At 23.1% G+C, this 16017-nt stretch carries 13 protein-coding genes and 1 tRNA gene; 8 read left to right on the top strand and 6 right to left on the bottom strand.

The genetic code is table 11. The features are described from left to right. The first annotated feature begins 47 nt into the window (after positions 1–47). The gene (gene dnaJ, locus D9V80_RS00630; protein WP_158353225.1) at positions 48–1190 is read left to right on the top strand and encodes a molecular chaperone DnaJ; all 1143 of its coding nucleotides are present in this window, start codon (positions 48–50) and stop codon (positions 1188–1190) included. A gap of 156 nt (positions 1191–1346) precedes the next feature. On the opposite strand, the gene rpsT is transcribed toward dnaJ, so the two are convergent. Continuing rightward, positions 1347–1613 carry a 30S ribosomal protein S20 gene (gene rpsT, locus D9V80_RS00625; protein WP_158353223.1) on the bottom strand — a complete coding sequence of 89 codons (267 nt, stop codon included), beginning with the start codon at positions 1611–1613 and terminating at the stop codon, positions 1347–1349. A 622-nt stretch (positions 1614–2235) separates the two neighbouring features. Between rpsT and D9V80_RS00620 the strand changes: the two genes are divergently transcribed. From D9V80_RS00620 to carB, 6 genes are all read left to right on the top strand, one after another. Then, the gene (locus D9V80_RS00620) at positions 2236–2664 is read left to right on the top strand and encodes a riboflavin kinase (protein ID WP_187306501.1); all 429 of its coding nucleotides are present in this window, start codon (positions 2236–2238) and stop codon (positions 2662–2664) included. Positions 2665–2689: 25 nt separating this feature from the next. Continuing rightward, positions 2690–5524, top strand: coding sequence for an isoleucine--tRNA ligase (ileS, locus tag D9V80_RS00615; RefSeq protein WP_158353219.1), 2835 nt, complete (start codon positions 2690–2692; stop codon positions 5522–5524). Beyond that, entirely contained in the window at positions 5502–6002 is a 501-nt protein-coding gene (gene lspA / locus D9V80_RS00610; protein WP_187306500.1) for a signal peptidase II, read from the top strand. Before ileS ends, lspA begins: the two co-directional genes overlap by 23 nt. A gap of 85 nt (positions 6003–6087) precedes the next feature. Further along, complete coding sequence (dapB, locus tag D9V80_RS00605) at positions 6088–6912, top strand: 4-hydroxy-tetrahydrodipicolinate reductase (protein WP_158353215.1); 825 nt, start codon at positions 6088–6090, stop codon at positions 6910–6912. 100 nt (positions 6913–7012) lie between these two features. After that, positions 7013–8173 carry a glutamine-hydrolyzing carbamoyl-phosphate synthase small subunit gene (gene carA, locus D9V80_RS00600; protein ID WP_158353213.1) on the top strand — a complete coding sequence of 387 codons (1161 nt, stop codon included), beginning with the start codon at positions 7013–7015 and terminating at the stop codon, positions 8171–8173. Between the two features lie 17 nt (positions 8174–8190). Next, a complete protein-coding gene (carB, locus tag D9V80_RS00595) occupies positions 8191–11433 on the top strand; it encodes a carbamoyl-phosphate synthase large subunit (RefSeq protein WP_158353211.1) in 3243 nt (1080 codons plus the stop codon). 54 nt (positions 11434–11487) lie between these two features. On the opposite strand, the gene apaH is transcribed toward carB, so the two are convergent. Beyond that, positions 11488–12303, bottom strand: coding sequence for a bis(5'-nucleosyl)-tetraphosphatase (symmetrical) ApaH (apaH, locus tag D9V80_RS00590; RefSeq protein WP_158353209.1), 816 nt, complete (start codon positions 12301–12303; stop codon positions 11488–11490). Positions 12304–12344: 41 nt separating this feature from the next. Beyond that, positions 12345–13166 (bottom strand): 16S rRNA (adenine(1518)-N(6)/adenine(1519)-N(6))-dimethyltransferase RsmA, encoded by an 822-nt coding sequence (gene rsmA, locus D9V80_RS00585; protein ID WP_158353207.1) that lies wholly within the window; start codon positions 13164–13166, stop codon positions 12345–12347. Between the two features lie 384 nt (positions 13167–13550). Between rsmA and D9V80_RS00580 the strand changes: the two genes are divergently transcribed. Further along, complete coding sequence (locus tag D9V80_RS00580; RefSeq protein WP_158353205.1) at positions 13551–14351, top strand: DedA family protein; 801 nt, start codon at positions 13551–13553, stop codon at positions 14349–14351. A gap of 50 nt (positions 14352–14401) precedes the next feature. Here the strand turns inward: D9V80_RS00580 and D9V80_RS00575 are convergent. The 3 genes from D9V80_RS00575 to nfo form a co-directional block, all read right to left on the bottom strand. Further along, a tRNA-OTHER gene (locus tag D9V80_RS00575) sits at positions 14402–14475 on the bottom strand. Positions 14476–14554: 79 nt separating this feature from the next. Next, a complete protein-coding gene (gene rplY, locus D9V80_RS00570) occupies positions 14555–14842 on the bottom strand; it encodes a 50S ribosomal protein L25 (protein WP_158353202.1) in 288 nt (95 codons plus the stop codon). 207 nt (positions 14843–15049) lie between these two features. Continuing rightward, positions 15050–15889 (bottom strand): deoxyribonuclease IV, encoded by an 840-nt coding sequence (gene nfo, locus D9V80_RS00565; RefSeq protein ID WP_158353200.1) that lies wholly within the window; start codon positions 15887–15889, stop codon positions 15050–15052. Positions 15890–16017 lie beyond the last annotated feature (128 nt).

Raw genomic sequence — 16017 nt, 5'->3', positions numbered from 1 at the left:
CGCCCGAAGTGTATTGTAACTTTCCTTCAATGTAGGATGAAAATATAATGGAAAAAAAAGATTACTATCAAACTTTAGGTGTATCAAAATCAGCAAATGAAAAAGATATAAAAAGAGCATATAAACGCTTAGCGATGAAATATCATCCTGACCGTAATCAAGGTGATAAACAATCAGAAATAAAATTTAAAGAAATTAAAGAAGCATATGAAATTTTAACTGATGAACAAAAAAGATCTGCATATGACCAATATGGACATGCAGCTTTTGAACAAGGTAATAACACAAATGATTCCTTTACTAGTAGTTTTAGTACAACTACAGATTTCGGAGATATTTTCGGAGATGTTTTTGGAGATATTTTTGGAAATAATAGTAATACACAAAGACACTCAAGAGGTGCAGATTTACAGTATAATATGGAGCTATCTCTAGAAGAAGCTGTAAAAGGAACCATTAAAGAAATAATAATACCATCTTTTCAAAGATGTACTTCATGTACAGGTAGTGGCACAAATACTAACACTAAACCAAAAAAATGTACAAGTTGTAAAGGCAGTGGTCAAATTCACATTAGAAGAGGTTTTTTTAGTGTGCAGCAATCTTGTCATCATTGTCAAGGAAAAGGTATTATTATAAAAAATCCTTGTAATATTTGTTATGGTAAAGGTAGAATTAAAAAAAATAAAAAATTATCAATAAAAATACCCTCTGGTGTAGATAATAATGATAAAATTAGACTACATAACGAAGGAGAAGTAGGAGAATATAATAGTCCTTCTGGAGATTTATTTATTAAATTTAGGATACGTTCACATCCTATTTTTCAAAGAGAAGAAAATCACTTATATTGCGAAGTGCCTATCAATTTTACCATAGCAGCTTTAGGAGGAAATATAGAAGTTCCTACCTTGGATGGAAGATTAAAAATAAAAGTTCCTCCAGAAACACAATCTGGAAAAATATTTAGAATAAGAGGAAAAGGAATTAAATCTATTAGAAATAAATACCATGGAGATTTAATGTGTAAAGTAGTGGTAGAAACCCCAGTAAACTTAAATGAACACCAAAAAAATTTACTGTCTCAATTAGGAAATAGTTTTAATGGATTAAAAGGGGATAATAACAGTCCTAAAACTAAAAGATTTTTTGATCGTGTAAAGCAATTTTTTGATAATTTAACTCTATAAAATGAAGAAAAAATATATAGTATTGCTTTTCTTTAATTAAAAAAAAGCAATACTTTTTTTTATCATAAAAATAAATCTTTTCATAAAATTATTAATTATTCATATTAATACTAAACTAAATAAAAAATATAAAAATGTATACATTTTTATATATTATTAAATTTTTATATTTTTAATATTTCTAAATAAATTTGATTTATGACGTGCTGCTTTATTTTTATGAATTAGTCCTTGTATTGCACATCTGTCTATTATTGGTTGCATTTTATAAAATGCTTTTTCTGCCTTTTTTTTATCTTTTTCAGAAATAGCAATATATACTTTTTTTATAAAAGTTTTTAACATAGAACGATGACTCATATTTCTCATTTTTTTCTTTTTAGATTTAATCATATCTTTTTGAGAAGATTTAATGTTTGCCATATTAATATCCTTTTTTTATTCAAAAATTAATAAAAATTTAATAAATAAATATTATTTATATATAATTTTAATTATTAATATTATAACAAATTATTCTAGTGGAATATATAAAAAATATATATAAACAAAATCATCAAATATTTACAAATACTATTTTTTAAAATAAAATATTTTTTAAATAACAAATATTTCTATATGTATTTTTCATAAAATTTATAAAAATATAAAAAAAATTTAAAAAATAAAAAATAACAACAACAATATTATTAATATTGATATTATATATTAAAACATTATTATTAATAATATTAATAACATATAATTTAAAAAAGTGTTTTCATAATTATTATATTGTATTAACTACATTAAAAAAATATGCACATTTATTTTTAACAAATTCTTGAAAAGAAAAAAATAGCATATTTATTAAAACATAAATATTTCTAATTTAAATAACTATGAATAAAAAATAATGTGCAATGAAATTCTGTTAAAAAAAAGAATATTATTCTTCTTCAAAAAAAGAATACAAAAAATATATTTATTATATTTCATCATATTAATACTTTAAATATTCGACCGAAACAAAAAAAATCAGAAAACTCAAATTTGTAGATATATTGTGTCTATCCATTTTAAAAAATCTTCATTATTTTTAGGAAAACATTTTTCTATTTCAGGTATTGTTCAATATGGATGTCAGAAAGGAAGACAATTAGGTTTTCCTACAGCAAATATTTCAATTCATCCAAGTTTTATTATAATAAGAGGAGTATATGCAGTAAAAATAATTATTGGAAATAAAAAAAAAAAAATATTATTCGGTGTAGCAAATATTGGTATAAAGCCAACTTTTTTTCAAAAAAAGTTGCTTTTAGAAGTTTATATTTTTAATATAAACTCAAATTTATATGGAAAAAAAATAACAATTTTTTTAATGAAAAAAATTAGAAATGAAAAAATTTTTTTTTCATTAAAATCTTTAAAAAAACAAATTAAAACAGATATTATCGAAACAAAAAATTTTTTTTTCAAACAAACTACACTTTAAAAGATTCCAATATAAAAGGAAACTGATGAATAACTATAAAAATACTTTAAATTTACCTCATACAGAATTTTCTATGAGAGGTTTATTAACTGAAAAAGAACCAAAAATTTTGTTAAAATGGAAAAAAGAAAATCTCTATTCTCTCATTAGAAAAAGTAAAAAAAATCATCCATCATTTATTTTACAAGATGGTCCTCCTTATGCCAATGGAAATATTCATTTAGGTCATGCAGTTAATAAAATATTAAAAGATATTATTATAAAATCAAAAAATATGTCAGAATTTGATGCTCCATTTATTCCTTGCTGGGATTGTCATGGTTTACCTATTGAACATCAAATTGAAAAAATATTAAAAAAAAAAAAAAAAAAAGTTTCCAACATTGAATTTCGTGTATTATGTAAACAATATGCCCAAGAACAAGTCGAAAAACAAAAAAAAGATTTTATACAATTAGGAATTATAGCTGATTGGAATAATTCACAGTTAACAATGCATCAAAAAAATGAAGCAAACACTGTCCGTGTATTATATGAAATTATTAAAAATGGATATATGTATGAACAATTAAGACCAGTACATTGGTGTAGTGATTGTAATTCTGCATTAGCTGATACAGAATTAGAATATCAACAAAAAAATTCTCCTTCTATTACTATTTTGTTTGAATCTAAAGATGCTACAAGTATTTTAAATGAATTTCATTATTTACATAATAATCAAAAAAAAATATTTATAGCAGTATGGACTACTACACCTTGGACTTTACCTGCAAATCAGGCAATCGCAATACACCCAGAATTTACATATCAATTAATAGAAACAGAAAAATTTATATTAATACTAGAACAAAAAATTGTTAAAAAATTACTAAATTCAATAAATATAAAAAAATGGAAAATATGTTCAGAAATTAAAGGAAAAAAATTAGAAAAAAAATTTTTTATACATCCATTTTTAAAATTTACAGTACCTATCATTTTAAGCAAATATATCGAACCTAACACTGGAACAGGAGCAGTGCATATTGCTCCTGACCACGGATATGAAGATTATATTCTTGCTCAAAAATATAATATCAATACAAAAAATTTAGTCGATGAAAGAGGAAAATTTAAAAAAAATATACATCCATTATTAAATGAAATTGATGTATTTAAAGCAAATAAAATTATTATAAATATATTAAAAAAAGAAAAAAAAATAATTTTATCAAAAAAAATACTACATAGTTACCCTTGTTGTTGGAGACATAAAAAAAAAATAATATTTAGAGCTACTCCACAATGGTTTATTAAGATTAATCATAAAACGTTACAATCATATGCACATAAAACGATTGAATCAACAAACTGGATACCTAATTGGGGTAAAGAAAGAATGTTGAATCTTGTTTCTAATCGTCCTGATTGGTGTATATCTCGTCAAAGAAATTGGGGTGTTCCATTATTTATTTTTATAAATAAAAAAACAAGAGCTTTACATCCAAATACTTTACAATTATTAAAAGAATTTATCAAAAAAATTGAAAAAGAAGGAATTGATTTTTGGTGGAATACCAATATAGAACAATTATTACAACATGATTCTAATAAATATATTAAAGTCACTGATATATTAGACGTTTGGTTTGAATCTGGTGCTATGAATATTAAAACTATATATAAAAATACTAAATTTCATAATGAACGTGCAGATATATATTTAGAAGGATCGGACCAATATAGAGGTTGGTTTATGTCTTCATTAATTATTGCTAATGCAACTATAAAAACAACTCCATTTAAAACAGTTATATCACATGGTTTTACTATTGATAAAACAGGTCAAAAAATGTCTAAATCATTAGGAAATACTATTAGTCCTGATACAATTGTGAAAACTATGGGTGCAGATATTTTGCGATTATGGGTTGCTTCCTCTGATCACACAAAAGACATCGTAATATCAACTACATCAATTCAACAAATTTGTGATACTTATCGAAAAATACGTAATACTATACGATTTTTTCTTGCTAATTTATATGATTTTAATCCTAAAAAAGATAGTATTCCCATCAATCAAATGATTGAATTAGATCAATGGGCAATCAATTTAACACAGGTTACACAAAAAAAAATTATTCATTGCTATGAACATTATAATTTTCACAATATTGTCAACATAATTATGCAATTTTGTTCAATTGATATGAGTTCTTTTTATTTAGATATAATAAAAGATAGACTTTATACTACATATAAAGATAGCTCTATCAGAAAAAGTAGTCAAACCACTTTATATATAATATTACAAGCTTTAGTAAGATGGATTGCTCCTATATTATCTTTTACAGCAGATGAAATTTGGAATTTTATACCCCAAAAAAATAGTAATTATATTTTTACTGAATCATGGTTTACACAATTATCTATATATTCTGAAAAAAATAGTATTAGTTTACAAAACTGGAATTGTTTAATTCTTATAAGAAATGGAATTAACAAAATTTTAGAAGAATATAGAAAAAAAAAAATAATAAAAAATTCTCTTGAAATATGTATTTATATTTATACAGGAAAATCTATTCAAAACATTTTAAAAAAACTTAAAACAGAATTAAAATTTATATTACTTACTTCAAAAGTAATAATAAAAAATTATGAATGTGCATCATCAAATGCTCATAAAATAAATACTATTCAAAACATTAAAATTTCTTTAAAAATTATCAATGGAATAAAATGTCCTAGATGTTGGCATTATCACTTAAATAATGAAAAAATTAATACAAAAAAAATACAAACAAACAATAATTTATGTACTAGATGCACTAAAAATATTAAAGGACCGTATGAAACACGTCTTTTCGTATAAAAAAATTCATATAAAAAAATTTATACTTTTTTTATGGATTACTGTATTAATCATCGTAATCGATTATATGACAAAAAAATGGGTAATACATACTTTTGATCTTTATCAGAATAAAACCATTTGTTCTTTTTTAAATCTATTTTATATACACAATAATGGAATGGCTTTTGGTTTACTATCACAACAAAAATTTTGTCCAGAATTCCTGATATTTTTTACAGGAACGATGGTAACAATTAAAATTGTTCAAATTTTTTATTCTTTTTTTATCAAAGAAACATATAAAAATTATATGTTTTATTGTTTTATTATAGGAGGAGCTATAGGAAATTTGATTGACCGCATCAAATATGGTTGTGTCATTGATTTCATCGATATACATATTTATACAATTCATTTACCAATATTTAATATTGCAGATATTAGCATTATGTTTGGAGCTTTAGCATCTATATTATATTCTATATTTTTAAAATAAAATATTTTTATACACATATTCTTATGTGTATAAAAATATAAAAATTGTTTTTTAAAAAAAAAATAAACTATATACGGAAAAATATATGAAAAATGCTATACATATTGCAGTAGTAGGAGCTTTAGGTAAAGTTGGGAAGCTATTAGTCTCTGAAATAAAAAAAAAAAAATGTTTGCAATTGGTCGCAAAAATAATAAAAAATAACCCAAGTAATAATTTAAAAAAAAAAACATTTAATCAATTAAATAATACTGATACTGATCAAATATTATATTCTTGTTTAAAAAAAGCAATACAAGAAAAAAAAATTGATATAGTCATTGACTTTAGTAACCCAGAATCAACAATACAACAACTAAAAATTTGTAAAGAATTTAAAAAAAACATAGTTATTGGAACTACAGGATTTAATATCAATCAAATAAAAATGATTCAAGAATATTCAAAAAAAATAGGTATAGTATTATCATCTAATTTTAGTATAGGAATTAATTTAGTCTGTGATCTGTTAAAAAAAACTGCTTTAATCTTAGGTCATAATAGTGATATTGAAATTATTGAATCACATCACAGAGAAAAAAAAGATTCTCCATCAGGCACGGCAATTCATTTAGGAAATGTAATTTGTGATACTCTAAAATGGAATTTAGAAAAAAGTGCAATTTATAGAAAAAAAGAAATAACACCTATTAGAAAAAAAAAACAAATTGGTTTTTCTATCATTAGAGCCGGAAACATTATAGGAGAACACAAAATAATTTTTATTAACGAATTTGAATCAGTAGAAATTAAACATACAGCTTTTAACAGAACTCCATTTGCAGAAGGAGCTATTCGAGCTGCTCAATGGCTTCTGTTTAAAAAAAATGGTTTATTTAATATGAACCATGTAATTAATGAAACATTTTAAAAAATATTATGTAAAGTGAACACAGTTACGTTATATCAATAGTCAATTCACATAAAATATTTTTATAAAAATAATTCTATTCAATTTATAGGAAAAAAAATTGCACAAAAAAGCAACGTTAGTACTAGAAAATGGTTTAGTATTTCATGGAAAATCTATTGGAATCAATGGTTCTATAATAGGAGAATTAGTCTTTAATACCGCAATGACTGGTTATCAAGAAATATTAAGTGATCCTTCTTATTTAAATCAAATTATTACTTTTACGTTTCCTCAAATTGGAAATACTGGAATAAATACAGAAGATGAAGAGTCATATCGTATTCATGCTTCTGGAATAATTATTCATACGTTAACAAAAAAATCTAGTAATTATCGTAGTCAACATAGTTTAAAAACTTATTTAATAAGAAATAATATTGTTGGAATTTCTAATATAGATACTAGACAAATAACTCGAATATTAAGAAAATTGGGTTCACAAAAAGGTTGTATTTTTACAGAAGAAACAGAGAGTTATTATTCTGCTTACCAAAAAATTAAATCTTTTTCAGGATTAGAACATAAAAACCTTACTACATTAGTATCTATTAAAAAAGATTATCAATTTTCTCCAAAAAAAAATAATGATTATAATAAAAATTATACACAACATTTAAATATTGCAGTATATGATTTTGGTATAAAAAATAACATATTAAATATTTTACATCAAAAAAAATGTATTTCACATGTATTCCCTCCAGAATCAACTGCTGAAAAAATCATTAATACATATAAAAAAAACAAAAAAAAACTTCATGGGATAATTTTATCTAATGGACCAGGTGATCCAAGACCATGTATTAACATTTTATATGAAATTAAAAAACTATTATCACTTCACATTCCTATATTAGGAATTTGTTTTGGGCATCAATTACTAGCTTTAGCTAATGGAGCAGTAATAAAAAAAATGAAATCTGGTCATCATGGAGCTAATCATCCTGTTAAAAATGTTATAACAAATAAAGTCATAATTACTTCTCAAAATCATAATTTTACTATAGATATAAATACTCTTCCAAAAAATATAATTATTACCCATATATCATTATTTGATACAACTATACAAGGTATTGAACTAGTTAATGCACCAGCAATAGGATTTCAAGGTCATCCTGAATCTGCTCCTGGACCTCAAGATGCTGTTTATTTTTTCGACCTATTTATACACAAAATTCATCATTTAAAAAAACAATACAATGATAATTACAATTAAATCTTTGAGAAAAAAAAATGCCAAAAAGACATGATTTAAAAACTATTTTAATATTAGGATCAGGCCCAATTGTTATTGGGCAAGCGTGTGAATTTGATTATTCTGGTGTACAAGCTTGTAAAGCATTAAAAGAAGAAGGATATAAAATAATTTTAGTTAATTCTAATCCTGCAACAATTATGACCGATCCTGATATAGCTGATGTAACATATATCGAACCAGTACATTGGAAAATTATTCAAAAAATTATAGAAAAAGAAAATCCAGATGCAATATTACCAACTATGGGAGGACAAACAGCATTAAATTGTGTATTAGATTTACATAAAAAAAAAGTTTTACAAAAATTTAATGTGGAAATTTTAGGTTCTTCCATTAATTCGATTAATACTGCAGAAAATAGATCTTATTTTGAAAAAGCTATGTATAGTATTAACTTAAAAACGGCAAAATCAGGTTTAGCTTACAATATTGTAGAAGCATTAAACATTTTAAAACAAGTACATTTTCCTTGTATTATTAGACCATCTTTTACTATGGGAGGTAGTGGAGGAGGAATAGCTTATAATTATGAAAAATTTATTCAAATTTGTAAAGAAGGTTTAAAATTATCTTCTAATAAAGAACTTTTAATTAGTGAATCGTTAATTGGATGGAAAGAATTTGAAATGGAAGTTTTAAGAGATAATAAAAATAATTTTATTGTAGTTTGCTCTATAGAAAACTTAGACCCCATGGGTATTCATACTGGAGATTCTATTACTGTAGCTCCTTCTCAAACTTTAACAGATAAAGAATATCAAAATATGAGAAATGCTTCAAAATCAATATTAAAAAAAATAGGCATTAAAAATGGAGGAGCTAATGTTCAATTTGCAGTAAATCCTATAAACGGAAAAATGATTGTTATTGAAATGAATCCCAGAGTCTCTCGTTCTTCTGCTTTAGCATCAAAAGCTACAGGTTTTCCTATTGCAAAAATTGCAGCTAAACTTTCTATTGGATATACATTAGATGAATTAAAAAATGACATTACTAATAAAAAAACTCCAGCATCTTTTGAACCATCTATAGATTATATAGTTACAAAAATTCCTCGTTTTAATTTCGAAAAGTTTAAAGGTTGTAATGATCGTTTAACTACTCAAATGAAATCGGTGGGTGAAGTAATGGCAATTGGTTCAACTTTTCAAGAATCACTACAAAAAGCAATTTGTAGTTTAGAAATTAATGAATACGGTTTAACTCCAAAAGTGTCGTTAAAAAATTGTGACGATAATATCATTCAAAAAATTGAATATGAATTAAAAGAAGCAGGATTTCAACGTTTATGGTATATTGCTGATGCTTTTCGACATAATATGTCTATTGAACAAGTACATAAACTTACCAAAATTGATCCATGGTTCTTATATGAAATTTTAGACTTGATATTATTAGAAAAAAAAATTAAAAATACAAAATTAGAAGAAATGAACTCACAGTTTTTAAAAAAAATTAAAAAAAAAGGATTTTCTGATATTAGAATTGCACAATTAATCAATTCACATGAGGAATTAATTCGTAAAAAAAGAAAAACACTAAATATATTTCCTATATTTAAAAGAATAGATACATGCGCAGCTGAATTTCAAACAGAAACAGCATACATGTATTCAACATGGGGAAACGAATGTGAATCTCAACCCACAAATAATTTTAATAAAAAAATAATTATATTAGGTAGTGGTCCAAATAGAATTGGTCAAGGTATTGAATTTGATTACTGTTGTGTACATGCATCTTTTGCTTTACAACAAATAGGATATGAAACAATTATGATTAATTGTAATCCAGAAACTGTTTCAACTGATTATGATACTTCTAATAGACTATATTTTGAACCGATAACATTAGAACATATTTTAAACATTATATATTTAGAAAATCCAAAAGGTGTCATTATCCAATATGGAGGACAAACTCCTTTAAAATTAGCAAAAAGTTTAGAAAAAGAAAAAATTAATATTTTAGGAACTAGCTCAGATTCTATAGACAAATCAGAAAATAGAAATCGTTTTCAAAAAATAGTTACTCAACTAAAATTAAAACAACCTAAAAATAAAACAGTGAAAACGATACAAGAAGCACAATTAGCAGTAAAATTATTACAATATCCAATTATGGTTAGACCCTCTTATGTTTTAGGAGGAAGTAGTATGGAAATACTGTATAATGAATTGCAATTAAAAAATTATTTTTTAAAAATACTACAAAATAAAAATAAAAATCTAACAATATTAGTAGATCAATATCTAGAAAATGCTATAGAAATTGATGTTGATGCAGTATGTGATGGAAGAAATGTATTTATTGGCGGTATTATGGAACATATAGAACAAGCAGGCATCCATTCTGGAGACTCAGCTTGTTCTTTACCTACTTATACTATTTCTCAAAAAATAAAAGAAAAAATTAAACAACAAGTCATTAAATTATCTTTAAAAATAGGTGTTATAGGATTAATAAATGTACAATTTGCTATACAAAACCAAAATATATTAATTTTAGAAGTGAATCCCAGAGCTTCAAGAACTCTTCCATTTATTGCGAAAGCTACAGGAATTTCTTTAGCAAAAATAGCAGCAAAAATTATAGGTGGACAAAAAATAAAAGATCAATCTAAAAATTATTTAAAAACAATTCACACATCTTATTTTTCAGTTAAAGAAGCCATCTTACCTTTTAATAAATTTCCTGGTGTTAATCCCATTTTAGGACCGGAAATGCGATCAACGGGAGAAACAATGGGTATTGGTTTTACTTTTTCAGAAGCATTTTCAAAATCTATGTTAGGTGCTCAAATTTATATAAATAAAAACAAAAAAGTATTAATATCAGTACAACAATCTGATAAAAAAAAGGTTATTAATTTAGCAATAAAATTAATAAATATTGGTTTTCAAATAGATGCAACCAAGGGTACACAAAAAGTGCTAGAAGATGCAGGAATTCAATCACAATTAATACATCAAATTTATGACAGTCAAGAAAATAATATTAAAAATAAAAAATATAGTTATATTATTCATACATATTCAATGAATTCTATACATCCAGAAAAAATAAATAGAATATTAAATTATGCTATGGAATATAAAATACATTTTGACACTACTCTAAATGCTGCATTTGCAACTGTTATGGCTTTAAGTTTTAATCCAACAGAAAATGTATATGATTTACAATCATTACATAAAAAATATATAACATATTCTTAAAATGAAAATCATCATATTTTTATATAAAAAAAATAATAACTATTATATTAATTATTAAAAAGGTTGAAAAAAAAATTTTTTATCTTCCCATCTTAATAAGGTTAATTTTTTACCCCAACAACATCCAGTATCTAATGGAAAAAACCTTTTTGGAGTACCTTTTCCATCTAAAGCAGACCAGTGACCAAAAACAAAAGAAAATTCTATAGGAATAGAATTTTCCATTAAAAACCAAGGAATTAAATTATTATCACTATCTTTAAGTGAAGGAGGTGACTTTTCTAGCATATTTAAATTACCATTTGATTCACAATATCTTATGCGAGTTAAAGCATTAATAGTAAATGCAAAATTATTGAATGGTGTCAAACTATCATTCCAAAAATTATTTTTATCAATATTAATTTTATTTAAATATTCACAACACTGATCACTAGATAAAATCTTTTCAGCATTTCTAGCACATTTTTGAGCTACTGATAAAGTCCATTGAGGAAAAATACCAGCATGTGATAAAATAAATTTATGTTGATAATTTACTCTTAATAAAGGTTGTCGACGTAACCATTGAATTAATATTTCACTTTCTTTATTCTGAAAGAAAGAAATCGTATCCTTTCTTAAAGGATTACCTTTCTGATAATTAAGATAAGATAAAATAAAAAATAAATCATGATTTCCTAAGACTAAATAAACTGCATCTTCCAATGAAAATAAATATTGTACTACTTCAAAAGATTTTGGACCTCTAGATACAAGATCACCAGTAACCCATAGTTGATCAATATTTTTATTAAATTTTACTTTTTTTAAAATTAATTTTAATTGATCAAAACAACCATGAATATCTCCTACTAAATAAATAGTCATATTTTTTCCATATTTAAAAAAATAAAAATTATAACTTGATATTATGTATATATTTTTTTTATTAAATAATTTGACAAAACACAATAATCTATTATTGTTAAATTTTGTGCCCTTAATAAAGGGTTAATATTTAATTTTAATAATGTATGTAATGAAAATAAAGATGATAAACTATGTTTAATAATTTTTCTCCTTTGAGAAAATGCAGTTTTAGTAATTAAACTTAAAATTTCTATATTAACAATTGGATATTTATTTTTATGAGGTTTAAATTTTATAAAATAAGATTTTACTTTTGGAGATGGGTAAAAAGAATTAGAATCTACAATTATCAACGGAATAATATCACAATAATACTGTGAAATAATTGAAATACGACCATAATGTTTATTTCCAGGTAATGCAATTAATCTACAACCAACTTCATACTGCACCATAAAATGCATATCATGTATAAAGTCTATTCGTTTCAAAAATAATAAAATTAATTGAATAGAAATATTATAAGGAAGATTTCCAATTACTCGAACAGGATAATGATTACTATTGTACTTAAAAATATTTTGATAATTAAAATGTAAAGCATTGTCATGAAGAATTTTAATTTTACTATTAATAATTTTTTTTTTTAAAAAATTTACCATTCTATGATCTATTTCAATAACAATCACATTTTCTGTTATTTTACACAAAGGAACAGTTAAGGCACCTAATCCTGGTCCAATTTCTAAAAAAAATTGTTGTATCTGAGGATTAATTAAACATATTATTTTTTTTATTATATCTTGATTTAATAAAAAGTTTTGACCTAAATTTCTATTAGGAATACTATTTTTGATAAAAATATCCAAAGAATTGTTCATAGTTTATCAGTTCTTCCATGGAATCATTAATTTTATTATAAAAATTCAAAATTAAAAAAGTATGTTATTTTAAATAAACATAAACAAAAAAAATAATATTTATATCTTTACAAACATATACTTCTAAATCATGAAATTTTTATATTTTACTTTATTTTTAATATTGTTAAAATAAATGTAATAATAGTTTTATCATATTTATTAAAACACAATAATTCAACAGTAACAATTAATTAAATAAAATATATTCAATTCAGTATTTTTTACACAATATAAATAAACAAAAAGATACAAATATATTAATAAAATCACTTAAATATTAACACTATATATTTCTTTTGTGATAATAATCATTTTTTTTTAAAACATAGAATAAAAAAAATTATGGAATCTTGGTTAATATATTTAAAAAGTCAACCTACTGGATATTCTATATTAATAATAGGAATAATATCTTTCGCAGAATCTTTATTAATAATAAGTTTTCTTTTTCCGAGTATTGTTTTTATGACAGCAATAGGAACATTAATAGGTAATAGACAATTAAATTTATACTCTGCATGGTTTGGTAGTACCATAGGTTGTTTATTTGGAGATTGGTTATCCTATTATATAGGATGGAAATTTAAAAAATGGTTAAACAATTTATTTTTATTTCAAAAATATCAAACAATATTTAGATTAACAAAAAGCGCACTATATCAATATAGTGTTCTTACTATTTTAATAGGAAGATTTATTGGTCCTACTAGACCAATTATTTCAATTATTTCCGGAATGCTTCAATTACCAATAAAAAAATTTTTTCTTCCTAATATCGTCGCATGTATATTATGGCCGATATTATATTTTTTACCTGGAATTGTTGCTGGTATTACAATAAATAATCCAGAATTAATAGCAAAAAAAGACAATTTCAAAATACTATTAATATTCATATTTTTAATAAATATCATTGGAATATGGTTTTTTTGGAGGTGGTGGAAAGCACATAAATATCAACAACTACTTTTTTCTTTAACTGTTAAAACAACATTTTGGATATCATGCATTTTATGTTTAATAGGAATATTAGGAATTATTTTAATCCAATTTCATCCTAAAATGTATATCTTTAGAACATTATTATGGAAAATATTTTTTTCCCCTACAATTCAAAATCATGATGAAACATTAAATAATTAAAAATTTTTTAAATTACATACAATAAATAATTATTTAATTTCCATACATATTCGGCACGAGAGGATTTGAACCTCTGATTTCTGTCTATTAATGACAGTTCATCACCAATTTATATTACGTGCCGAACTATTTCAAAAAACCTGATATTTTTAATAAAATATATATTTTTAATTATCAAATACTTGATAATTAAAGTAAAAAAATTACTTTAACAAAAAATCAATATGTAATAATTTTTTTTTAAAAGGGTGTCTTTGCACTTCTTTTATTTTTACTACATAATTAATGATATTATCAATATTTAAATTGATATTATTTTTATCAAAATGTAAAGTATTTTCAACTTTAGAAAAAATATTTTGATTAATTGAAATATATACAGGAATTATTTTTTTTCCATAAATTATAGCCGGAATTTTATTTTGATTTCTCAAAAAACGACTAGAACTTTTTCCTATTTTTATTCGCTTTTCTGCAAAGATAACTAACATATTTTTTCCATACAAATATATATAAATATATTTTAAAATACAATTGATTTATATTATTTTAAATAATTTTTTTTATATAATTCTATATAAATTTATGGACATCTTTCTAACATAACAAAAAATAAACTAATACATAATGATATCATGATATTTTCCTTTTTTATTTTTGTACTAAAAAATTAATGTTAGAAATATACAATAAGAAAACTAAATAAGTGAACGAAGCCATTTAATTTCTTTTTCCCATAAATTGGAGTTAATACTTTCTATAATAATTGGAATATGAAAAAAATTTTTATTATTCATTACCCATTTAAACAGTGATACTCCAATATTTCCATAACCTAAACTATGATGTCTATCAACTCTACTATTAAAAAGTGATTTTGCATCATTTAAATGTATACCTTTTAAATATTTAATACCAACTATTTGATCAAAATCTTCCAACACTTTATCACAAGAATATTCTGAACTAAGATCATAACCAGATGCAAATAAATGACAAGTATCTAAACATACTCCTACACGATTTTTATCTTTTATATTAGAAATAATATTAGATAAATGAGAAAAATTATAACCTACACTACTTCCTTGTCCTGCAGTATTCTCAATAACCACAATAATGTTTTTAACTGTTTCACAAGATATATTAATGGATTTAGAAATAATTTCTAAACATTTTTCCTCAGAAACTTTTTTTAAATGATTACCAGGATGTACATTCAAATATAATAAACCTAATTGTAAACATCTATTTAATTCATCTATAAAAGATTGTCTTGATTTTTCTAAAAAAAGTTTCTTTGGATGTCCTAGATTAATTAAATAACTACTATGAGGTAAAATTTGATTATTATTATAAGCATATTTTTTACATGCTTTTTTAAAACTAATAATACTGTTTTCACTTAATTTTTTAGATTTCCATTTTCTTTGATTTTTAGTAAAAAAAGAAAATGCAGTAGATTTTAATTGATACGCTCTTTTTAATGCTTTGAGTGGACCTCCTACAGCACTTACATGAAAACCTAAATATCTCATACATACCTTATTTAATTAAATTAATAAATACATTTTTTATTTTGATGTAAATCGTATATCAAAATAATTGAATATAATATTGTGAATTTTATTTTTAAAAAAAATATATATATATTAATACTATTAGA

The organism is Buchnera aphidicola (Thelaxes californica), from assembly GCF_005080825.1.
Lineage (GTDB): Bacteria > Pseudomonadota > Gammaproteobacteria > Enterobacterales > Enterobacteriaceae > Buchnera_I > Buchnera_I aphidicola_V.
Note: the sequence above shows the minus strand (reverse complement) of the source record. Positions and strands in the feature narration are given on the sequence as shown.

Excerpts from the sequence above, each read along its gene's own strand:
- dnaJ (WP_158353225.1), top strand. The coding sequence starts at position 48 with ATGGAAAAAAAAGATTACTATCAAACTTTAGGTGTATCAAAATCAGCA.
- rpsT (WP_158353223.1), bottom strand. The coding sequence starts at position 1,613 with ATGGCAAACATTAAATCTTCTCAAAAAGATATGATTAAATCTAAAAAG.
- ileS (WP_158353219.1), top strand. The coding sequence starts at position 2,690 with ATGAATAACTATAAAAATACTTTAAATTTACCTCATACAGAATTTTCT.
- lspA (WP_187306500.1), top strand. The coding sequence starts at position 5,502 with ATGAAACACGTCTTTTCGTATAAAAAAATTCATATAAAAAAATTTATA.
- dapB (WP_158353215.1), top strand. The coding sequence starts at position 6,088 with ATGAAAAATGCTATACATATTGCAGTAGTAGGAGCTTTAGGTAAAGTT.
- carB (WP_158353211.1), top strand. The coding sequence starts at position 8,191 with ATGCCAAAAAGACATGATTTAAAAACTATTTTAATATTAGGATCAGGC.
- apaH (WP_158353209.1), bottom strand. The coding sequence starts at position 12,303 with ATGACTATTTATTTAGTAGGAGATATTCATGGTTGTTTTGATCAATTA.
- rsmA (WP_158353207.1), bottom strand. The coding sequence starts at position 13,166 with ATGAACAATTCTTTGGATATTTTTATCAAAAATAGTATTCCTAATAGA.
- D9V80_RS00580 (WP_158353205.1), top strand. The coding sequence starts at position 13,551 with ATGGAATCTTGGTTAATATATTTAAAAAGTCAACCTACTGGATATTCT.
- rplY (WP_158353202.1), bottom strand. The coding sequence starts at position 14,842 with ATGTTAGTTATCTTTGCAGAAAAGCGAATAAAAATAGGAAAAAGTTCT.
- nfo (WP_158353200.1), bottom strand. The coding sequence starts at position 15,889 with ATGAGATATTTAGGTTTTCATGTAAGTGCTGTAGGAGGTCCACTCAAA.